This is a genomic window from Paraburkholderia sp. BL17N1 (genome assembly GCF_003634175.1).
Lineage (GTDB): Bacteria > Pseudomonadota > Gammaproteobacteria > Burkholderiales > Burkholderiaceae > Paraburkholderia.
Genome location: NZ_RBIW01000002.1, coordinates 197,950 through 219,034, shown reverse-complemented (window position 1 = coordinate 219,034; position 21,085 = coordinate 197,950). Strand labels below are relative to the sequence as shown.

Here is a 21,085-nt window from a genome sequence, read left to right as displayed (position 1 = left end):
GATTAGCCCTCCCGGTCCCCATCGATATTACTTTGCCTCAAAACTGAAACTGCCGCAAGCCGGTCCTTGCGTAAGAACGCCGCCGTTACGTATGCGCTGCGGAAGAGGCAGCTTGCGGATCGCTTGCCGACGAACTAGCCGCCAACAACGGGGAACCTTAGCCCAATGTCGGCCGCGTTGCGGGTCGCTGCTCATCATGACCCTACCGTTGAGTAGTCGTTGGGAAGCACCGAGGGCCAGCATCCGCGGCGGGGCACGGTGCGGAAGAGAAGCGACGGTCGCTTCTACTCGCCGCACCTCGCCTCAGGCGTTGCAACCGTCTTTCTGCCGCTCAGCCAGCGCCCGGTTGCGCCAGGTCCGGGCGACCCCGGTTCCGATTCTTTCGAACGAAACCCCATTTGCAATGCGCTCGAGGCAGTGCAATTCTTGCAGCGCGCCTTCGCCGCAACGTTTGCCAAGCCGCTCGGCAAAGCTCAGCTCTGCTCCGAGCTTCCTCTTGCGCAACTCCTCGCAAATCCAATCGGCGGCTTCTTGCCATTCAGTTGGTCGAGCGTGCGTGGGCAGGCGCATCATCATCTCAGCATTCGCTTCGTCGAATGCATTGGAGTGCAGGATTTCTTCGACTTCACGCAGTGCATCATCAGCATTCCGGTCCGGCTTTTGGACGGCGGAACGCCAGTTAGGAAAGCGCTCTGTGATGGCCTCTACGAGCGCTGGAAAGTCGAACTCGCGCCAAAACCTCGGGAGCGGCCGGTACGCAAATTCGAACGCAAGAAACAGGTGGCCTGCATTTACGTCGGCGTCTCGCAATCCGCAGTCGGACATGAAGTCGACGATGGCATTGGCCACTTCATTGCGAGTATTGGTTCCCGGTTTTTGGTTGGTTTCAATGATGCTCATGGTTGTGCGAAAGTTGTAGGAGAGAGCTACACCGCTGTGTTGGCGAGGTCATTACCTGAAGCCAAGCTGGCAGATCGTAGGTTGAGACGGTACGGGACTGTGCAACGGCACTTACAATCATAAAGCGCGGGCGCGGCATGAAAATGCCGCGCCCAATAAATCAAATGGCTTCAAATATCAGCGGCCGATTCGGAGTTAGGTCACATGTTCCGAAGAAACACGCAACCATCCTTCATTGCAAACTCGAACATCCTGCGCATATCTTGATAAAAGTTGTAGAAGTTCTCGTCGTCGAGTGCTCGAGCTCGGTCATCCCAGTCGTCGAAATCGCTAACCAGCTTGGCCGAAATCACAGGCCCAACCATTCCTTTGCCCCAGCAAAATAATTCGCGAAAGGGGCCCGGGTCACCCGCGCCGGGTAGCCGATAGTCATAGCCCACAAAAACGGCTAGCTTATCCACGTTTTCGTAGAACGGATACCTTCTTCCAAAGCTGAACCAGCAGTCTTCCTCGTACATATACGTGGTGCCGACCTCAAGACCATTGGCGAAATATGGCCACTTAGGGTTTTCATCGATTTCGACCGCGTCGGTATCAAAATGTGCACTGCGGAACTGGTCGTCAACGATGCCATTGAACTTCCTGAGACCCTTGCACGCTACAAAAATAACAGACATTACTTTCATTCCCTTCTGTTGATGTGTTAGCGCATCGACGGCTCGAATGATTCGACTTATCGATGCGGAGATCAATGGAAGGGCGAAGCCGGTGCTTCTCTCGATTGAGATAAAGAGTGGCACGAAAAAGTGTATCGGGAGCAGTCATGTTAGAAGGGCAAAACGGTAGAAATATTTGCGATCCGCACAATTTCGAAGAATTAACTAAATTTGCTTCGTGAAGGGCAAATGAAGTATGTTTTGTATCTTAATACCAGAACATTGGATTGAAAAGCATCTGGCGCTTTAGAAAAATGTATGAAATGCGGCTGTCGAAAAATCACTCAATAAATAGTTAGTGTTTATTGATTAGATTATTTACTCTAAACAGGGTTGCAAACTCGCGTTGGAGTCTGCAGGAACCGCGAGTCTCATCGATACAGGCAGGTAACGGTTGATTCGGCCGGCGCGCAGCGACGGGCACAGCCGACCGAATCGGCATAGAAATCGTGTTTGCCGCAGGGCCCGAACGTCTTGCGCAGATGCACGTCCGGTTGCTGAGCGAAGTACCAAACGCGTCGCCGCCGATGCGGCTGCCTGCAAGACCTCGCCATGGCCTCCATTTGATCGTAAAGGCGAAAACGGCAATTGTGCGGAGTGGATCTTGGACGGGCGGTCGCGTGAGCTGCCGTCACGGCAGACATGCCGCACAGTCGTACCAACAGTAAGATGCGGTCACGTCGAAGGTTCCTGCGTGAGCATCTAATGCTGCGGGCGCGACGCCGGTGTTGACTCTAGCCCGCATCGACGAAAAAGGGAACTGCTGCCCGTCGATCTACAAGGAAGGGGCGGTGGTCGGCAGGCGTTCGATGCCAGGTAATCACTACGGCGGACATACGCTGGCTGATGCGCTGGAACAGGCCGCGATCCTGAGTGTTGCGAATCCCAAGGTGACAATCGTGGATCGTGGTTAAGGGCGTCGCCGTCGACGGCGCGAAGACCTATCGCCCGGATTTGCGGCGTGGCATCACACGTTCACTACGAGCGATGATTAGCAGGGCCGCGCAATCGAACCAGTCATCGGCCACATGAAGACAGACGGAAGACTGGACCGGAACTGGCTCGACGGCGCACTCGGCGCATGCGATGCATGCGGTGCAGCGCAGGTCACAACCTGCGGATGATCCTCAGAAAGCTGCGGCCTATTTATCTACTCGTGCTTATCTGTTTGCTCAGCTATCCCATTGCCACTTGTTGAACAGCATAAGCGGAGCGGCTGCCAAAACAAATTGTTCATTGCGACTACCTGTATTGCGACCGACGTATTGTTACAAAAAACTTCATGTCGGAATTTATCGAAATACTCTCAATTAGGCTTCGAGATTTCGAGGTAGCAGCGGATGCATTCCATCGTCTGACTTTCACGCGGCGTTGACGATGCCGCTGCCGCGCTGTTATACCTTACATGTCACGCATCGGCTGAGCACTAGCCGCCCGATGAGAGTGCCGCCCCTTCCGACTGAAGGGCATCGGCAGTGACCGCTGGCATGGACGGGTTGCGACCGGTGGCGCGCCAGGGAAATTCGTTCCACGGGGATCGGTCCTGAGACAACGAACGCGCTGGCGAAGCTAGAGGCGCGGGACCTGCAAATAGTCTGGCGGAGTCATTGCATGAGCGATGAAGAAGGCACTCAGCGACATCGCTGGGGGCCTCCGGCATTGCCGCTCTTCTTACGTAAGCATATCCTCACTAGCAACCCTCAAAAAACATATCCTCCCTTGAGGATCTCCTTTAGGTGTGGGAGAGCGTGCTCGATCGAGCAGATGTTCCTTGTTTCGCAGGTGAGTGTTTTTGTCGCTGCGCGGCCGGCTGACCAGGGAGGAGATGTTGTGGGCGGTGTCTCGGTTGAATGCGCAGCGTGACTCGTATATCGCTCTTGCTGCGTCAACTCAGGCGGTGGGTTTTACGGGAGATGATAGCCGCAAGCGTTGCGACACCTACGCCGTGTGAAGATTGAGAGGCGAAATTCGGGAGCGTCCGTCACTTTGGGGACGTTTATGTGCGCTGAGGTGGTGTTTTACACGGAAGCTTGCGAACGCAGTGGCTGTTGCGCTTGGCTTGTGTCTCTGCGTCACCATGCGGCAATCGCTTGAGTTGGCCGTGAAATGCGAAATGAACAGCCGTGCGGTGCATGGGTACATGGTGTTATGCCAAGGAGTTGTGTTCAGCGAATCTCTCTGCGAACCCGAGTGTGCCTCCCTGTGCTTGCCGACATGTTTTTCCTGCGATCGTTGCGGCGCTACTCGGTGTAGCGCCTCCGGCGCCCGGATTTCCAAATTGCCGAGTCAGGGTTGAAGGGCTAGCGACGCCGCCGGCGGTATCCCAACTGCAGACGGCTTTTTCCGACACGGAAGCTTGGTTCTCGGGGAGCCGATAATAACTCGTCAGCGCAGTAAATCTCGGCCTCGACGGGACTACACCCTCGTCGAAATGCATATGCGGAAACCTCGAGATCATTGTGACGCCCGAGACGAACTATCAGCAGCACGGCGAACAGCGCTGCCTGATCGGGGTCGTCGACCAACGCCTGCATTTGAACAATGTCTTGACTGCTAGGACGAGCGACGAAGCACGGATGGGAGTGCCACTCGCCGAGATAATTGAAGCGTTCGAACTCTTGGCCAGTTTGCTGGAAGAATCTGCTTAAGAACCTTCTATGTAGCGCAGGTTTGCGCACGAAAGACGCGAAACTTCCGCCGCTTCGCTGCACAGAAAAGCCAGCTAGGCGGAACGCAGCGTCTTCCAAGTGCTCAGCGACCATTACACCGCCGATTTCTTGGTTGCCCGCTCGCCGAAGCTCGCGTCGAAAGCGTTCGATCTGGCGGCTGGATAATTCAACCGAGATCATTGGACCTGTTTCACAATTTTTAGGAGATCTTCTGCAGCCGCTTTGAGCCGGTCATCCGGCAACGACATTCTTTCCTCAGCTTGCACCGATCCGCCCAAATCGATTGGCCAGGTATCAAATGCGGCGGTAAAAATCCATTCCTTGCGTAACCCAATCAGATAAGCCGAACTTTCGAAAGCGGAGGGCGTACGCTGCAATACAGTATCAATAGTCATTCGTGCAACCTGTGCCGCAATGACCGAAATGTCAGCGTCGTAAGCGATCATCGGTGCATCAGCTTCACCGGATTCGTATCTTCCGTTTGCTGAGGCCGGCGGCGCGCTGTCCCGACTGTCGCACCATTTCGCAATAATGTGGCGTGCGACTTCGGCGGTAGGCTCGATGCCGGGGCGGACACGACCAATTTCTCCTCCGAACCCTCCACCAAAGACCTTGCCCCATACCGCCGGCTTATCGAAACGCTCTGCGACGGCAGAGACGTAGCTGAATGCAAGATCGTTTGCACTCGCATCTACTAACAAAGTGCATTCTTTCAATTGAAGCATGACACTAGCGAGAGAGCCTCCGGACTCCTGGCCGCCTAGCTGCTGTCGACGTACGCTCACATCCCTCGCACCGAGGAGCTTTAGGCGGCAAGCTAAGGCGTCTACTTTATGTAGACCAATGAACTCCCAGTCGAGCTCGTGGCGGACGATGTTCTCCGGAAGAAATAAGTCGTCGTCGACCAAAAGAAAGTCTTTGACGCCTGCACGCGCAAGCATGGACGCTACCTTTGACCCGAGTGATCCGCAACCGATTATTGCAATTCGTCGGTCAGCGAGTGCGGCCGCTTCGCTGTCCTGCCGGGGTCGCGACTCAGCCATAGGTATAACCGAAATCTCGAAGGCGCTGTTCCTACCGCTTTCAACCCATAGGTAGATTGCTCGGACGCTTGTGGGTGTGACAAGGAGCAGGAGTTCATCCTTCGCGTCGCCGGCATCCTGTTGTGTACCGACAAGCGCAGCGCGGAGCGCACTAGCGTCCTTGCCGACCTCAGTTGTAAGCGCGGGGCCTGCATTTGAAATCGGAATAATCGTGGCTCGCGTCTCAGGCCAATTGGAACGGATTTCAGCTGGAAAACCTGCTTCGTTCACTGGTACGGACTCCGCTCCGACCGCTCTCAGCCAGCCCACCACGGTTCCAGCCGTAGAGCAAAACTTGATCGTTCCAACCTCGATTGCGGCGAGCTTGCGCAGGAGGGCTTCTGTCGAGGCAGTTAGCAAAAATCGCCACGACTCACCTCGAATGGCCTGTCCCAGCGATGTTCGATGAGCGGACGGAACCGTTCGAGGTTCTGCATTGTCGGTGGCTACGCCGCTCTCGGTCGCAAGTAGCTCGTAAGCGCTGGCGAGCATGTCAGCGCCGGTAATGGTCGAAACCCAATTGTCCGGTCTGTACGCCAGGCAAAGCTCCCCCGATGAACCATACTGATGAGCACTCCACCTCCCTTCAGATTCTCGGGGAACGACCGTAGGCGGTGCGTGTGGAAACATCTCTGGGTATTTGAGCGTGATTTTTCGCGTCACGCTTCCGATTTGCAGATCTGCGTCTACGCAAAAATTATGCGAATCAGACAGATACCATCGAACGACAGTAAGCCAGTCGACGCTACCCGAAAGTGACGCAATCGCGTCTCGCTCGTGTGCGAACCGCACGAGATCTTCGATCGCCCACATCATGCGAATGATGCCGGCTTTTTGCTCGGACCGGCCGCTTTTGCGGGGAAGCTGAAACCGCCTGCTGCGGCAGCTGGGGCAGCACTGCGCAGCAGTCCACCGCCTTGGCGAGATTCGGCCTTTTGCGTTTGTTCGGCCTGGCCGGCATTCGCTGCGTCGTAGTCAAGATCGCTCTTTTTTCTATTCGATCCGAAAAGCTTTTTGATCTCGTCGGGAGCGTTGTCGTACGCGGCTTGTCCGATTGCGGTTTGCACACCAGTGCAGCCCATCTGCTCTCGTTCCGACGCCAGGACGCCACGGCTTACCGCGCAGCGAACACGTCCACCCTTTATGCCCAAACGACTGACGGCCATAAACCCATACTCAAATCCGATGGCGAGACCTAGTCCCTCGGTATCGACACCGTTATCCCCAAGTTTTTCCAACGCCAGATCGAAGCTGCTCCGGAGAGCGCCCGCGCACAATGTTCCGCTCCGGATGGTTTCCTCGATGTCGGTGGTCTGGGCTGTACCCTCGCAAAGCAGCCCGTGGATGCAGTCCCCGATGAAACGGATCCGGCGGCCGTCAAAGTCACTCGTCAAGACACGTTCCAACTCTGCGCGGATGACATGCAATGCCTTGACCACGTCTTCGGGACGGTCATCGATGTGTCGATTGACGTAGTTCGTGAATCCATCGATGTCCGCATAAATGGAGATGGCTTCCTGACGACGGGAGTTGGCAGGCGTCAGCGAGGGGATGTCCATCGTCCGGAACGGCGGGGTATGGCGCGAAAACTGAAACGCGCCGATGGGATTATTTTCCATGTCCTTTTCCCATTCGCTCACGATCGTCTGCGCAGTGACGTCCAAAGCGGCTTTGTCCTGACACGCTTCGATTTCTTCACGGGTAAGAGCCGTCTTTGCAGGCTGCTCTAGCGAGTCGAGACCGATCGCTTTGCGAGCCGCGTTGGTCAGGAAAATGCCTGAAGCCCCGCCATTAGCGATTTTTGCGGCCTGGTTTGCGGGCTCGCCGAGGAAAAGGGGTTCGCGATAACCGTTCCGTCCATTGTTGACTGCGAGTGCACGCCCGCTGTCGATGCCTACTCGAACCTTCGCATCCGGAATGTGTTCGTCGCTATCGCCGGTTTGCTTCAGAACGTCGATGACGAGTTGAGCGATCGCAACAGCCCGGTTGACGCGCGCTGCTTCCGCTCCAGTTTGCGTGTTGTACGGTTTGGAAATGAGCGCGTGCAGTCGCTGGTTGTGGAAGTCGACTCGTTTTGCGTCGGTCTTGTTAAGAATACGATCGACAGCGCGGAAGTGCTGGTTCAGGAATCGCAGCGTGCGCTTGTGGCATGTCTCGCCTTCGAAGTCAGTGCAGTGCAGCATGTCTTCGAGATTGAGGATGTCCGCATACAGATGCACACCGTCTACCTTATAGGCCTTTGCGGTGGGAATGCTTTCGAGGTCGGTGTCACGAACGTAATCGACGATCTTGACCGACTCGACATCCTTGATGCGCTTGTCGATGTTCTCCGCCGCGCGGTCATGCTTCCAGGTATGCGACATCTTTTTCCTCTCAGAATGTTTCTTGGTCTTGGACTTCAACGCGGATATGCGTATAGTTTCATTATGGGTAGCAAAATATTACCCGTCAAGATACTATCTTCATATGGAAAAAGACACGAAGGGCAAGATCCGTTGGGGTACCGAGCGTAGGCTTGAATTCATCGAGTTCCGCGTCTACTGGGAGGGCGGCGTCAACCGTTCGGAAATCGTCGACAAGTTTGGCGTTTCTGTGCCTCAAGCGTCGGCAGATCTGTCCCTTTATCAAGAGGTGGCGCCTGATAACCTGATTTATGACAGCAGTCTGAAGCGCTACGTCGCGACTGTGAGCTTTCAATCTCGGTTCCTCACACCGAACGCCGGGCAATATTTGAGTCAGGTTGGCGCTGTGGCCGACGGGGGCATGGGCTTGGCCGACACCTGGATTTCGGCAGAGCCGGATGTGGACGCAATGCTCATCCCGCAGGGGAGGATTTCACCGGAAATTCTGCGCGATCTGCTGGCTGTGATTAGGGCGCAACAATCCGTCGAGGTTGAATACCAGTCGTTTAACGCTGTGAGGCCGGAGAAACTGTGGCGACGGATCACACCCCACGCGTTCGGTTTTGACGGAGTTCGCTGGCACGTCCGAGCCTTTTGTCATCTTTCGATGGGTTTCAAAGACTTCGTCCTCTCGCGGTTTACCGGAGTTCGTGAGCAGAGCGTGGCAGCGGCAGCCAGTAGCGACGACACCTTTTGGAATCGACGGTTCGATGTCGTTCTCGCACCAAATCCTGGATTGAGCAAGTCTCAAAGAAGCACTGTGGCGCACGACTATGGCATGTCCGAAGACCGCATTGTCCTGCCCGTACGCATGGCGATGCTGTTTTACTTCTATAAGCGTTTGCGGTTCGACATGTACGAGTACGATCAGACGCCGGCGGCAAACCAACTGGTTGTCGAGAACTATCAGGCCATGAAGGCAGCCATTGCCGAAACTACTGCTGGTAACAGGAAACCGGGCTGATTCCGGGTTATTTCGATCATCTGAGAAGGTTAAAAATGGCAGAAGACGGTCAACCGGCACTTGTGCGATTGAGCGAGGAAGATCGGCTGAAAGCTGCGCGCGACCAGCTGAATCTGGTGCTTAGCTTTTTTTCCCGCGTCGACACCAAACTATCGGTTGTGCTCGGTGCAAACGTGGGCATGCTAGGCGTGCTGTTCACTCGCGTGAGCGCGGTCGGCACCGCGACGTACCCCGCCTACATCCTTTGGGGGTTGGTTGTCATTTTCCTGGCTGCGCTGGGGGTTAGCTCGTATCATCTTTATCAAGGCTCCTTTCCGAGCCTCGACGGAGGCGCGAGATCTCTCGTGTATTTCCGTGAAATTGCAGCGCGGGGCGAGCATGACTTTATTGTTGAGTTCTCGCGACTTTCCTCGTCTTCGCTCACGGAAGATCTTTTATCTCAGAGCTGGCGCAACTCAGTCATCCTGACCCACAAATTCTCGTCGCTCCGCCGGGCTTATGTCTGGTCCGCGTTTTCAATCATTCCTTGGGCGTTGGCACTGGCGGGTTACATGAAGTTTTGACGTGTAATGTTGCTGTCGACGGCATCATGGACACAACAGTTTATTGACCATTGGAATGAGATTGTGGGGGTCTAAGGCACCCTCGCTCGAGATATCAATGTGACGCGGGCAGAAGACGGGAAGCACTTACACATCCTCACCTAAGATTGACGTTGGTGTGTTACGTATAAAACGAAAATAGAGAGAACTAGCATGATCGAGCGATTTTCCGGGGACGCGGGCAAACGCCTGCGTGTCGAAGCCTTCATGGGGCAGAAACTGGTCGGCGGCGACAAAGCGTTGGCGGCGGAGTTGGCGGATATGGCGGAGTTGATTTCGGTCAAGGCCGGCGGTGTCATCATCCAGCAGGACGCCACCGACAATGACTTGTACTTCATCATTGCCGGCGGATTTGACATTGTCGTCAACGCTACCCCAATCCGGCGGCGGTTTCCCGGTGACTCGGTCGGTGAAATGGCGGCCGTCGAACCAATTCAGAAACGGTCTGCGACGGTGAGTGCGTTTGAAGATTCCCTTATCGCGAAAATTTCAGAAGAGCAGCTCAGCGAACTCGGTAGCCGCTATCCGGACCTATGGCGTCGCATGGCAAAGGAACTCTCGAAACGCCTCATTGAACGCAATCAGTTTGTGAATGCGAAGCGCGACAAAATCCGTGTCTTCGTGATATCGAGCGCTGAAGCAGTCGGGGTTGCGCATCTGCTGCAATCCATGTTCGCACATGACAAGTTTTTGACTGTACCCTGGAACCAGGGCGTGTTTAAGGTCGCGAACTATACGCTCGATGATATTGAACGCGAGCTGGATCAATGCGATTTTGCAGTAGCTATCGCTCATGGGGACGACGTTACCACTGCCCGCGGCACTGAGTGGCCTGCACCGCGAGACAACGTTGTCTTTGAGCTCGGACTATTCATGGGGCGCCTCGGACGCAAGCGGGCGATCCTGATGGAGCCGCGAGGCGAAGGCGTAAAGCTCCCGAGCGATATGGCGGGCGTGACGACCATTCCCTATGTCTACGATGAAAAGACTGATACCGAAGCGAAGTTCGGCCCGGCTGCGACTGCGCTCCGCAAGCACATCATGAGCCTCGGGACGATCTCTTAAAGCGTGATATCAAGCCGTGCGTGCTTTTTTTAGAAGCATTCGCGTCGCTATAAAAAAAGCGAAGGAATACCAGTGGCGCTCGCTGATGATCTGAAGAAGTGGGTTGGTGACACGTTTGCCAGTGATTGGGAGGTTCAGGAGACGACGGGCGTACCCAACGCGCAGGATCTGCGTCTCAACTCCAATCACGCGAAGGACCTCAATGCTGCGACTGTGCTTTATGCGGACCTAGATGGTTCCACCGACATGGTGAATACCAAGAAATGGGAATTCAGCGCTGAGATTTATAAGACCTTCTTGAAATGTGCCTCCGATATCATCAAGGACGAAGATGGTGTGATTACCGCTTATGACGGCGACCGGGTGATGGCTGTTTTCACCGGAGGCTCCAAGAACACGTCTGCTACCCGATGCGCGTTGCGTATAAACGCCGCTGTTTTGGATATTATCCAGCCATCAATTTCAAAGGGCTGGACATCGGATTTTGTCTTGAAGCATGTCGTTGGCATCGACACAAGTCGCCTGAGAACAGCACGTATCGGTGTACGCGGCGACAACGATCTTGTCTGGATTGGTCGGGCTGCAAACTACGCCGCAAAGCTTACAAATCTCGCTGGCAAGCCGACTCGCATCACCGCTGACGTCTACAACCTGCTGGCTGACAATTTGAAGTACACGAACGGCGTCGATATGTGGGTCAAAGAGTATTGGTCGGACATGGACATCTGGACTTACAACTCGACGTGGAAATGGGCCGTCTAGCCGATCGCCTGCATGTCAAGCGCGGATCTGGCAGTTCGGAGTAGTCTCAGGCTCCTGTCGGTCGCCAAAAGTGAGTCCACCGCTTTTTGACCGAAGCCGTTTTGCAAGCGTTGGCCAACAGGAGAGGACGGTCGACAATGTCGACCGCCTGTGACACACGATCCCTAATCCAGACGCCCGGTCTGCGCAATCTGCGAAAGCGCCGCCTTCTGGTCCGCGTACCATCGCAGCAGACATTCACGATCGTGACAGTTTTGCTCTCGATAGTTCCACTGCCGGCGAACGCGTTCCTTGAAGCCTGTCTGATCGACGACAGCAGCCTTTGCCATGACGAAAATGCTTGCCAGCGCAACATCGTCGGACGCCAGTTCGGGGTCGCTGCAAATTAAATGCTCTGCATCTGACCTTGCTTTGGAGCAATCGAAACTAGGAGCTAATGATGCAGTCGACGGCGGTAACATCCTTTGGGGTGCTTGCAACGCGGCGGGCGAGACGTTGGCAGATGTGTCGACAGAAGTCACGTCACCGGCAGTCTGAACAAATTTCGGCGGATCGTCCTTCTTGACCAATACATATTTACCTCCCGCGTACTGGTACACGTGGTCGGCTATATATGCCGCCTGACCTGGTAACGAATACGAGAACGCTACCTTGACGTCATAGTGAGCTGCGTTTTTGCCTTTGATAAACGTGGTCTTGGTCGAGATGGTCTCTTGGTCGGAGGCTCCGGTATCTGAATCATCGATTGCAGGTGAAAACGCGCCGTCTTTGCCACGAATGAAGGCTGTAATCGACGCCGTTTGGTAGCCCTGATGCATGTCGTCGCCACCAATTACCAGCGCGTATGTGTCGTCGCCGGCGGGTGCCCATTCGAAGTGGCTGCCAACCGAACCCATGGCGCCCATTGACGCGACGTATGGGTTGTTCGACTCGACCTTCCAGTTGTTGCCGTCTTTGGTGAATACGGCGACGCCCAGTAATCCGGTGCAGGCATGACAACCGCCGCCGTCCGGAACCGCATTCGTCACAAAAACTTTTTTCTCCTTTCCGCCCTCGGTCAGGTTGAAGATGGCCATACTGGTGACTGCTAGCACCTTCCCAGGCGCAAACTGTAGGTTGTCGCGCCACGGCAGATCTGCGGGAACAGACGCGTCGGTCCACGACGCAGTCTTCGAACTCTCGTCATACGGTCCGTACAGGAGCTCAAGTGCTGCGGGAGCGCTGAAATCTCCAGCGATTGAACGGGACGCCATTGCGACTCCACACGCCGTCGTCATCAACTCGGTCATGCCCGGTTCGGATTTCGCGGGGACTGCGGCATCATTGCCGGGGTACTCCTGCTCGGCGGTTCCGTCTGCGCGATACTGAGTGCCCGCTTGCCGTCGAGTTGTGTCACGACAGTTCGTCGCTACATCGAACCTTGCGTAGCCTTGGGGGAAAGCCTTGAGCGCGTGAATCAAATAGCTGCTGCCGCTTCGGGAGATGTCCGTTGGGTTAAACCATAACTGCGCGGCATCGCCTGAGCCGCCCACCTGCTGGTATCCAGGATACTGTTTTGAGGCGACCTCGGAATTCTGCGGTCCAGCGTTCTTACCGCATGCGGCCATAACCATCGCGGCTGCAACTGTGGCAACCCAAGGCAGAAAATTGAAGTGCCGTCTTCTGATTGAGTTCATGCGCCGATGACCTCTTGCTCCTGAGATTTCATAGGCAACCCGCTCGAACGACGCAGTGAGCGGGTGTTGCGTTCGATAGCGAGCAGAACTAGAACCAGACTAAAGATCGCCACAAGAAAGAGGCCGCTAGCGGTGATTTCTGCCACGACTTTGAGGGTTTCCCATTTCTCTGCGCGCTTTACCGCCGCTTGCTTATAGCGCTCACTTTTTGCTTCCATGTAGGCGTTTATTGCCTCGACCGCATTGATCTTGTTAGCTTCTGCGGCGGTAACAACGGCTCCGAGTTCATTCAGATATGCCTGACGTTCCTCAGCAGGAATTTCATTGAGGTGAGTGCGTACGATTTGTGCGTTGTCGCCTGAAATATATTTCTGCAGTGAAAAGGGAATTTGGAATCCGGACAAGGGACTTTGTGCTGGCCCTTGGGCGACCGGAGGCTGTGTTCCCTGCGGCTGCTGCATCTCCGTTTTGGGCGGATCAACAGGCTTCAACCGGTCGACAATCTCTTGCGGTGAGATTTCTGTATTGACCTGTTCTTGCCAGACTGAAACGCCGTAGAACACGCCGCCGACGATGCCAAGTAGAAAGACGGTTACGCAAACGAGAGCCACGGCCCGCGTGATGTTAAAAAGCGCCTTGCGCTCGAACCCCTCAACAATACTCATGGTCTTCCTCTTTTGTTTTAGTAAACCGCGTCTTTTGTTCGCTCGCGTTCGCGAGCCCTGAAATCATATATCGACCATAGGCGGATCGCCACTTGAAACGTAAGCGAGCCTTAAATATGTCGATAGCATCAAGATTTATGGCCCGTGCACGCCGATTAAAAGGCTCGATAGGCTGGTTGATCCTAGGTTTGCGGGCTGCCGAGGCCGTGCGAACTTAGGTGAGCCCCGACAGATTGGGGAGAGTGGACAGCGCTAATCTTTTTGCGGTCGATATGCCGTACGGCGGCTATGTGTTGTCGGAAGTATTCGGGAGGAAAAGGCACATTAGACTTCAGAGTTCGGCACTGATGGTCAACCAGATGGGCCGCGACACCGTGGCGGTCCACATTTGCTTCAATCGAAGTAACGCAACCGCTGACATTTGATGGTTACGTTGGCCTGTTCTCAAGCGCCTCAGTTTTGTCGAATAGGTCACAACCCGTTTGCGCTGACCGCTTCGTTGGCAGCTTTGTCGACACGATGCTCGGTGTGGCATAGTTCGACAGTTGCTAACACACGGGAGAAACAATGGGTACGCTAGAAAATCTACGAGCAAAAATAGCCAAGCTGCAGGAGCAAGCTGAAGCGATTGTTAAAGATCAGTCGTCGACGGTTATCGCCAAAATTCGAGAGCTTATGCAGGAGCATGGGCTGACCATATCCGACATCGAAGCATCCGGGCGAGGTAAAAAACGAGGTCGCAAGCCTGCAAGCGAGAAATTGGCTCGTAAGCCTGCAGCAACGGCGAAATACCGTGACCCGAAGTCAGGAGTGACATGGAGCGGCATGGGCCGTGCGCCGGGTTGGATAGCGAAAGCGAAAGACCGAAGCAAGTTTTTGATTGTCGATGGCGTGGGGGAGTCGGCGGTTGCAGCCAAGAAACCGGCGAAAGCCGGAAACTATGTTCGTGGGCCACAGGCGCCGCAATATCGTGACCCGAAAACCGGAGCAACCTGGAGCGGGCGTGGACGAGCCCCGGCGTGGATCGCCGGAGCAAAAGACCGAACCAAATTTCTAATTGCTGCTGATAGCGATGCCGCACCGAAGCAGACTACGGCCAAAAAGGTTTCGACGCATAAGTTGACTATCGAGAAAGTTCCAGCCGGGAAGCTGACGATGGCGAAGAAGATTGCGGCGGCATCCAAGCAGTCAACCGGGAAAAAATCCGTAGCCTATAAGCCAGCGACGGACGAGCGGGCGGCGAAAAAATCTGCTAGCAAGAAGACGGCGGCGACAGCGGTGCCGTTGGTCCAAGCCCCCGAGCAGGTGCACGACGGGATGAGTGCGTCGACGGTTGAGTAATCGCGCTTGTGACGCGACTGGGGGTATCGGAAGATGGTACCCCGCAGTCTCGCTCAGCGGTCGCAACCACCAGTTATTCACTGCAATTTTCGAAAGTGTTTAGCTGGTGGAGGAATGGGTAGGGCTGCGACCATTGCATTGCAGTGTCGTTGCAGCGCCTTAAAGATACGGCGCTGCCGACGAACAGGTTTCGGAGCAGTTAATTTTCCCGCGGCGGCTGCATCAGTCGCTCAATTTTTTCGAGCGCATCGAGTGCGCCTTCAGCGATTCCAACGCCTCGGTCCTCTGAGACCTTGAACTCGCGCGGATTGATACGAATCAGGCGGTGAGCATAGTGCTCACTGAAGCGACGTACAGTCGGAATCGCTCGACCCGCTCCAAGTTCCAGCGCGACAAGGTTGTGACATTGCGAAATCCAGCTTTCCAAGTGTCGAATCTGCTGGTTGGTCCGATTCTCTATCCAGTGCGAGTCGTTGAACATCAGGATGTTCGGCCGGGCGACCGCGCCACAGGACGGACACGTCGGTAAAGGCGAGACGAGCCGAAAATTGCGATCGTCGACGACAGGAAACACGTCGTCTGCGGGCCAAGTGCGCTGAGTGCATTCGTCAACGCACTGCAGCCAGTTTATCGATCCATGGCATTCCGCGACTCTGTCTTCTGAGAATGCCGCCTTCTGGAAGTGCCCGTCCACGTTGCTCGTGAACACGAACGCTCCGCGAGGCATTTTTCCCGCCCATCCGCGCAGGATGTCGAAGCCACGGTGCGGTTGAGTACCGCGATACAAATCCAACCGATGCCCGTAAAAGGCCCATGCGAGCGTCGGGTCGCTCCGAAAGCTCTGCGGCGACGCGATTTCTTCGAAGCGGATTCCGGCAGTACCCAGCGCTGGGTAGGCGCGCCAGAAGCCTTCCGTGCCACGAAAATCGGGCAGCCCGGAGTCGGCGCCCATACCGGCGCCTGCGGTGATGAGCAAACCATTCGCATCCTTCAACCACTGGGCGGCGCGCTCGATCGAATGGTTCATTTCCATAATCTCTCCAAGCCACTTGACAATGGTGAAAATCCGTGTGGTCGGCGACCCTGTCCAGAGTCCATCGCATGTTGATGCACATTCTGCGCCGGCTAGACTAAAAAAGGTAGCGGCAGAGACTGTCGCATCACAGATAGCGCCGGATAGCACCTGCCTTGACGGTGCGACCGCGAAGCGCCGCACGGCTGATCAGCTTCTATCTATCGGTGGTAGGGAACCGAGCAAATCCTTCGGGCTGACTCGACAGAAGCAAACTGAGAAATATCGCGGATACACGCTGTGGGGCCACACTAGCTTCCAGCAAGAGGACATCCTGCGAGCGGAGCGATTCACGGCAAGCGGCACGATCATGCGCGACGCTAAAGTCGTAGAAGTGTCGGGGTGCTTGGGACCTACGAGACTGACGAAGACGCTGAATCAGCAGGTCTTTCATGGTGTCGTGCGTGGCTCGATAGCCACGGCTAGTGCGGAGTGAAACTATCGGCGCAAATGTCGTAAGCAGACCCTATGACGGAAGCGGCGACAGGGACTAGCTCGATGAAATGGCCGGTTGCGCCGGTTAGTAAGATCGCGCATAACAACAACTTGCGAGGGCCAATATGGCGTGGGACACCGCTACGCATGTGGTCTTCGGCATGGACCGAGGATGGGTACGTACGCCCGTCACCAATGTGCACTCGCACGTGTACCGCTCTCTGTTGCGCCCCCGGCGCGCATGGACGCGGACTGGTTTGGCGAACTCGGGTGCAAATGCTTTCGGCCTTCGAGCGTTTAGTTGTTTTCACAGAAGGTCTACACTCAATCATTACTCACCGCGGTGAGGCAATGTCGAATGACAGAAAGATTTCGACGCCATCGATCGCCGACGCAATGGCACTCGCGCATGAGCGTATGGAAGAGCTGTTCAGAAGGCTGGGGTCCAGCCTGCCTGCTGAGCTTCAACGGGAGCTCTCCAGCGGAGTGGACGCAATCCTCACTGAGATACTGAACCAGCATCCCGCCAGGCGAGCTGATGCCGGCGACTTCACGTCCACCGCGGAAGCGGCGACGCTGCTATTCGTCTCTCGTCCACATGTGGTGAAGCTGCTGGAACAAGGGGGCTGAAGCTCCATCATAAGACTGCGAATAGCCGATACGTGACGAGGGCGTTGGTGCCGCATTATCAAGCCGCCTGCCAAATTACAGCAAAGGCCGACAGGACATCCGCATCTGACGAGGAATGAGCTGACCGTTCCCACTCTCGCTGTTGCTCGCCTACCGGAGGCCGGGGAAGGCATTCCTACTGCGCTACGTGATGTTCGGCGTAGTCGCTTCGGCGGTGCTCCGTGTTGTCTGAGCATTCTGTCAGTTGAGTAAAGTATAGGTACGCGGCCATGATATGTTTGGCCGAAAGGTGCCGTGTACAACTTCGGTCGGCGCAACCAGCTTGTCGATTTTAAAAATCAAGTGTAAATGCATGCCTGTTTTGGAGGTCGATACATGTGCCGATGAGCGAAAAAAATATGAAAAACCATGTATTGGTCGGCCTTTCAGCGTGAATAAAAATAATAATTATAAAGTTTCGGTTCGTATAAAGGGAGTTTGACTTGGACCTCCATTTTTGGTTTTCTGTGGCGCCACTTTGGGCCCAAATTCCTGATCGTTAGGCCGCTTCTCCGCATCAGGCAGGCTCGCAGCCAGCGTTGGCTTGCTGGCCCTCGGCGTAAGTGAACCCCCCACTGTGCGCCGAGTCGGCAGAGCCGCAGTGAGCGAAAAATATTTACTCCAAAATCTCCCCGTTACTAAGGGGTGAATTTTTTATATGCGCTCGATAATAGGTAAATCAACATGGAACTCCACTTGTTTGTCTCGAATTTGGATGATATAAATTCGTCCAGCGGTCCCTTGGAGCGGGTTTGGAAATGCCGGTAAGACGGCATTCTCCTTCTTTCGGGGATTATCAAGCGCCACCATTGCGTAAAAATCTATACTATTTTCGGGGTGTTTTGTGGGTAGTCCAGTTTATTTTGTTGCGTGCCCTCGCAAATGACCAAAACCAGCATGCAAACTGCAGAAGCGAAGCAGCGGGCCACCGAAATCATCTGCACGGAGGTTGCCAATGCCGTAGTTGAATTCATGGTCGACTGCGGAATGAATAGCGACCAGGTCAACGTAGGCAACCTTTGTTTCGCGTTTGAGTACGCCTATAGGCCGCTACCGCGATTCTGGCGAGACTTCGACCTTAAAGCGGTGCTCGAAGCCATAACGCGTCAATTTCCCGATTGGCGTGCGACCGCTGTGGTCCGCCAACAGTCTGTCAGCGACGTACTGAGTGAAGTCGAGGGCGTTCTGGCCACTTACGCCTTCGATGAAGCGAACGCGGAAATGATGATGGCTCTGCCGTTGGCGGCTCGTCCGCAGGATAGAGAGGCGGCATCTGAGTGGATTTTCTCGGAGCTTCGGAAACGAAATCTCCAGCGAGAGCTACGATATGCGCAGCGCGATGGCAATCGATGTGGCGAGGGTGCTCTTGAGATTTTGCACTGCGTCGAGCGGGCTGCACTGGGAATTGTGTACGAGAGACTTGGGACTCAAGTCGCTCGGTCCATTCGAAACTGTCGCCTCGCAGGTGACTGACAGAGCATCGCGTCGAGCAGCCAGGCAGGCTCGCGTCAACATAGTTAATGAGCCGCCGATCGCAGTAGTATCGTTCTCTGGATGTTTGTGGCGTTTGAGTGCGCGTTGGACAAGGTCCATGTCGCAAATCGAATAGCTAAGAGAAGCCTGGAGGGTCGCCAGATGAGCAATGAACAGAAGGGGCGGATGGCAACAGAAGAGCATGTGGCCGTGAGCAGAGTGCTGTCCAGGATACTACGGCATGAGCCGGAAATGGTTGGCATCCGTCTGGATGCCCAAGGCTGGGTGGCAATCGACGAACTCGTGCGCTCAATCAATCGCAGTGCCCGTGCTGCACAGGCGCCGAAGCGCTTAAAGTCGCTGCCCACCGTCACACAGGAACTCGTACTGGATGTGGTGGCTTCCAGCGACAAGCAGCGCTTTTCGGTTTCCCCCGATAGAAAGCGACTGCGTGCCGCGCAAGGGCATTCGATCGACGTCGACTTGGGGTATGCGGACAGCGAACCGCCGCCGGTCCTTTATCACGGTACCGCGTGGAGCAGTTGGCCGTCCATATCCAAAGAAGGACTAAAACCCGGCAATCGTCACGCAGTTCACCTGAGCACCGACATCGTTACGGCAACTCGGGTAGGGGAGCGCCATGGACGGCCCATCGTGCTGGAGGTTGACGCAGGCAGAATGCACGCGGACGGGCTTTCCTTTTCCCAGTCGGATAACGGTGTTTGGCTTACATCACATGTGCCGCCAGGATACCTGAAGCCGGTATCACAATAGGAGTCTCCCGCCTCCGCTGTCAATCATGTGGAAGAGCAGGGAAATCGCATTTTCATCCAGGTTATTCAAATTATCCCCGGTTGATCTTCTTATACTGATTTGCAGGACATCAGTCGCGTCGGGGACGACAGAGAACAATCCGAGCTTTGTCATTCTCCGAGACATCTTGCGACGCGCGATGCGGCGAAACTATGCGTTCGTCGCCCGGCAACCATACAATTGATACGGGAAAAACAATGCCAGTTAGCTTTTTGGCCTATAAAGGCTTAAAGAAAATTATCAGCTTCGATGACGAGGTCGACGCTGTTGAAAACGGGAACGAATTCGTTACTGTATATGGCCATCCGTGGAGCCCGTTTTTCACTGAGGGACTCGATGTCAACGCGCGGTACGTATGTGCAGAAAGAAAGAGGTTTTTTCTATTCGACGACCATGACGAGTTCGTTGATTGGGTGATGGAGCTATCTTATCTCGTAGGGTGCGAAGGGAAAATTCCTGCGGCTGACAGTAAGGTTGCTTTTCGCGACATCTTTCGCTCTGGAAATGGTGGAATGATAGGACCAGTCGCCTCGGCAAAGCTGGTGTGCGAATTCGATAAGTGGGATGACCGTGTCCGATTACAAAGGAGGGGGAAGTTTTACAAGCACTATCTGTTGATGCGGAGTATGTTTGAATATGCATCGGTGGATGGTGCTGTGAATATATATGGCTAGGAAGCTCGTCGCTATGGGATGACAAGCCGTGGCAACAGTGGCAGTCCTATATCCCATAACCCAAGGAAAGGCAGCTTTGGTTTGGCCCAATCCGTAGAGTTGGGGCAGTATGCATCTCCGGCGAGCGCACCACATGTTGCGCTCGTTTTTTCATTTGTTGCTGATCGAGCCTTTTCGAAAGGGCGAGTGCGACATTCGTTGCCGACGTGGCAATCAAAGAATACTCCGGCCAGCTCCACCACCTTCCGCTTGACTCGCGGCCCTGTGAATCGGCTTCGAGCTTCCAGTTTCACATCTGTTTTGGCTAGACTCCTGTGCGACAGCACGAAAGTGGCTCTGGATCGAACGAACCCCGTTTCGTCTCGTAGCAGCTAAAGCAGAAAAACGTGCGCAACCGTCAGTCGCGCACGTTGAGTTTAATATTCGTCCCTTCGCCCGAGCATGTCATCGAAGGTGATGTCGCCCTGATGCAGCACAAACGACGTCACATCCAGCTCGCACACTGCATTTCCATCCGTAATTTCAAGCAACGCCACCGCCATGTTGTTGAAGGTACTGCACGGAAATCCCAGGAGACCATGTTCAGGTTCAAGGTCTTCAAAGGGAGGCTTGTCCGGACCGGTAATGATGTCCACGTATGGATTGCCTGTTACTTTGAATCCTTCTGCAGCCCGTCGAGCGGGAGTTACGCCAGTTTCCACGGCAGTTTCAAGGGCATTGAGCCAACCACCGAGAGAGCCGGACATTCGGAACGCTTCTCCGTAAGCTTCAGCGGATTCGCCAGTGAAGTGCAGGTTTGCTCCCTCAGACATCATGCTGACCTTTTCGTAGTATTTCCAGAACTCTCTTTCCAACGTAGCGCGGTTGTATCCGGCGCCGGCGAGTCGCCGACGAAGCGTATCGGCCGTTATCGAGTAAACAAACTCAAGGTCGACCGTCTCGGGACCTCGTTCTCTGCAACGGATGAGCCGGTCTTCCGGCTTAAAGTACCAGCGGTTGTACCGGTTGACTGTAGTCGCGATTGGGTAGCCACCGATGGTGGTATGTACGACGCATTGCATATATAAATTCCTTTGTTTGCATACTTGAGAGAGCACATTCCAGG

18 protein-coding genes and 2 pseudogenes are annotated in these 21,085 nt (G+C 55.0%); 11 read left to right on the top strand and 9 right to left on the bottom strand.

Annotation, left to right across the window (positions count from 1 at the left end):
- Positions 1–303: 303 nt before the first annotated feature.
- Together B0G82_RS40530 and B0G82_RS20840 are read right to left on the bottom strand one after the other, a co-directional pair.
- Entirely contained in the window at positions 304–900 is a 597-nt protein-coding gene (locus B0G82_RS40530) for a hypothetical protein (RefSeq protein WP_241974770.1), read from the bottom strand.
- A gap of 200 nt (positions 901–1,100) precedes the next feature.
- Positions 1,101–1,700, bottom strand: a complete 600-nt coding sequence (locus B0G82_RS20840) for a hypothetical protein (protein WP_241974768.1) — start codon at positions 1,698–1,700, stop codon at positions 1,101–1,103.
- 686 nt (positions 1,701–2,386) lie between these two features.
- Here B0G82_RS20840 and B0G82_RS40525 point away from each other — a divergent pair.
- Positions 2,387–2,814: pseudogene (locus B0G82_RS40525) on the top strand (IS5/IS1182 family transposase); the annotation flags it as partial.
- A gap of 1,102 nt (positions 2,815–3,916) precedes the next feature.
- Here B0G82_RS40525 and B0G82_RS20830 read toward each other — a convergent pair.
- The 3 genes from B0G82_RS20830 to B0G82_RS20820 all read right to left on the bottom strand — a co-directional run bounded on the left by B0G82_RS20830 (position 3,917) and on the right by B0G82_RS20820 (position 7,769).
- Complete coding sequence (locus tag B0G82_RS20830; protein ID WP_121308886.1) at positions 3,917–4,465, bottom strand: Mov34/MPN/PAD-1 family protein; 549 nt, start codon at positions 4,463–4,465, stop codon at positions 3,917–3,919.
- The gene (locus tag B0G82_RS20825; RefSeq protein WP_241974766.1) at positions 4,462–5,859 is read right to left on the bottom strand and encodes a ThiF family adenylyltransferase; all 1,398 of its coding nucleotides are present in this window, start codon (positions 5,857–5,859) and stop codon (positions 4,462–4,464) included. The genes B0G82_RS20830 and B0G82_RS20825 overlap by 4 nt, the downstream gene beginning before the upstream one ends.
- Before the next feature lie 320 nt (positions 5,860–6,179).
- Positions 6,180–7,769: an adenylate/guanylate cyclase domain-containing protein gene (locus B0G82_RS20820; protein ID WP_241974765.1), complete on the bottom strand. Its 1,590-nt coding sequence runs from the start codon at positions 7,767–7,769 to the stop codon at positions 6,180–6,182.
- A gap of 64 nt (positions 7,770–7,833) precedes the next feature.
- On the opposite strand from B0G82_RS20820, the gene B0G82_RS20815 reads away from it, so the two are divergent.
- The 4 genes from B0G82_RS20815 (at position 7,834) to pycC (ending at position 11,162) form a co-directional block, all read left to right on the top strand.
- Positions 7,834–8,733, top strand: a complete 900-nt coding sequence (locus B0G82_RS20815; protein ID WP_121308883.1) for a WYL domain-containing protein — start codon at positions 7,834–7,836, stop codon at positions 8,731–8,733.
- Between the two features lie 35 nt (positions 8,734–8,768).
- Entirely contained in the window at positions 8,769–9,296 is a 528-nt protein-coding gene (locus tag B0G82_RS20810) for a Pycsar system effector family protein (protein ID WP_121308882.1), read from the top strand.
- A 192-nt stretch (positions 9,297–9,488) separates the two neighbouring features.
- Complete coding sequence (gene pycTIR / locus B0G82_RS20805) at positions 9,489–10,400, top strand: Pycsar phage resistance system effector protein PycTIR (protein WP_121308881.1); 912 nt, start codon at positions 9,489–9,491, stop codon at positions 10,398–10,400.
- Between the two features lie 72 nt (positions 10,401–10,472).
- On the top strand, positions 10,473–11,162 hold the full coding sequence (pycC, locus tag B0G82_RS20800) for a Pycsar phage resistance system uridylate cyclase PycC (protein WP_121308880.1): 690 nt from the start codon (positions 10,473–10,475) through the stop codon (positions 11,160–11,162).
- A gap of 164 nt (positions 11,163–11,326) precedes the next feature.
- Here pycC and B0G82_RS40520 read toward each other — a convergent pair whose 3' ends face one another.
- Positions 11,327–12,838: a hypothetical protein gene (locus B0G82_RS40520; RefSeq protein ID WP_241974763.1), complete on the bottom strand. Its 1,512-nt coding sequence runs from the start codon at positions 12,836–12,838 to the stop codon at positions 11,327–11,329.
- Positions 12,835–13,503, bottom strand: coding sequence for a hypothetical protein (locus tag B0G82_RS20790; RefSeq protein WP_121308879.1), 669 nt, complete (start codon positions 13,501–13,503; stop codon positions 12,835–12,837). Before B0G82_RS20790 ends, B0G82_RS40520 begins: the two co-directional genes overlap by 4 nt.
- Positions 13,504–14,070: 567 nt before the next feature.
- On the opposite strand from B0G82_RS20790, the gene B0G82_RS20785 reads away from it, so the two are divergent.
- The gene (locus B0G82_RS20785; RefSeq protein WP_121308878.1) at positions 14,071–14,844 is read left to right on the top strand and encodes an H-NS family nucleoid-associated regulatory protein; all 774 of its coding nucleotides are present in this window, start codon (positions 14,071–14,073) and stop codon (positions 14,842–14,844) included.
- A 199-nt stretch (positions 14,845–15,043) separates the two neighbouring features.
- Here B0G82_RS20785 and B0G82_RS20780 read toward each other — a convergent pair whose 3' ends face one another.
- A complete protein-coding gene (locus B0G82_RS20780) occupies positions 15,044–15,877 on the bottom strand; it encodes a Sir2 family NAD-dependent protein deacetylase (RefSeq protein ID WP_121308877.1) in 834 nt (277 codons plus the stop codon).
- Positions 15,878–16,112: 235 nt separating this feature from the next.
- Between B0G82_RS20780 and B0G82_RS40515 the strand changes: the two are divergent.
- The 5 genes and pseudogenes from B0G82_RS40515 to B0G82_RS20755 all read left to right on the top strand — a co-directional run bounded on the left by B0G82_RS40515 (position 16,113) and on the right by B0G82_RS20755 (position 19,980).
- A pseudogene (locus tag B0G82_RS40515) lies at positions 16,113–16,342 on the top strand (hypothetical protein).
- A 360-nt stretch (positions 16,343–16,702) separates the two neighbouring features.
- Positions 16,703–16,981 carry a hypothetical protein gene (locus B0G82_RS20770; protein WP_158608179.1) on the top strand — a complete coding sequence of 93 codons (279 nt, stop codon included), beginning with the start codon at positions 16,703–16,705 and terminating at the stop codon, positions 16,979–16,981.
- A 936-nt stretch (positions 16,982–17,917) separates the two neighbouring features.
- Positions 17,918–18,493, top strand: coding sequence for a hypothetical protein (locus B0G82_RS40510; RefSeq protein ID WP_241974761.1), 576 nt, complete (start codon positions 17,918–17,920; stop codon positions 18,491–18,493).
- Between the two features lie 162 nt (positions 18,494–18,655).
- Positions 18,656–19,267, top strand: coding sequence for an RNA 2'-phosphotransferase (locus B0G82_RS20760; RefSeq protein WP_241974760.1), 612 nt, complete (start codon positions 18,656–18,658; stop codon positions 19,265–19,267).
- 191 nt (positions 19,268–19,458) lie between these two features.
- Positions 19,459–19,980: a hypothetical protein gene (locus B0G82_RS20755; protein WP_147439542.1), complete on the top strand. Its 522-nt coding sequence runs from the start codon at positions 19,459–19,461 to the stop codon at positions 19,978–19,980.
- Between the two features lie 416 nt (positions 19,981–20,396).
- On the opposite strand, the gene B0G82_RS20750 is transcribed toward B0G82_RS20755, so the two are convergent.
- Complete coding sequence (locus tag B0G82_RS20750; protein WP_121308874.1) at positions 20,397–21,041, bottom strand: HEPN/Toprim-associated domain-containing protein; 645 nt, start codon at positions 21,039–21,041, stop codon at positions 20,397–20,399.
- Between the last annotated feature and the right edge of the window lie 44 nt (positions 21,042–21,085).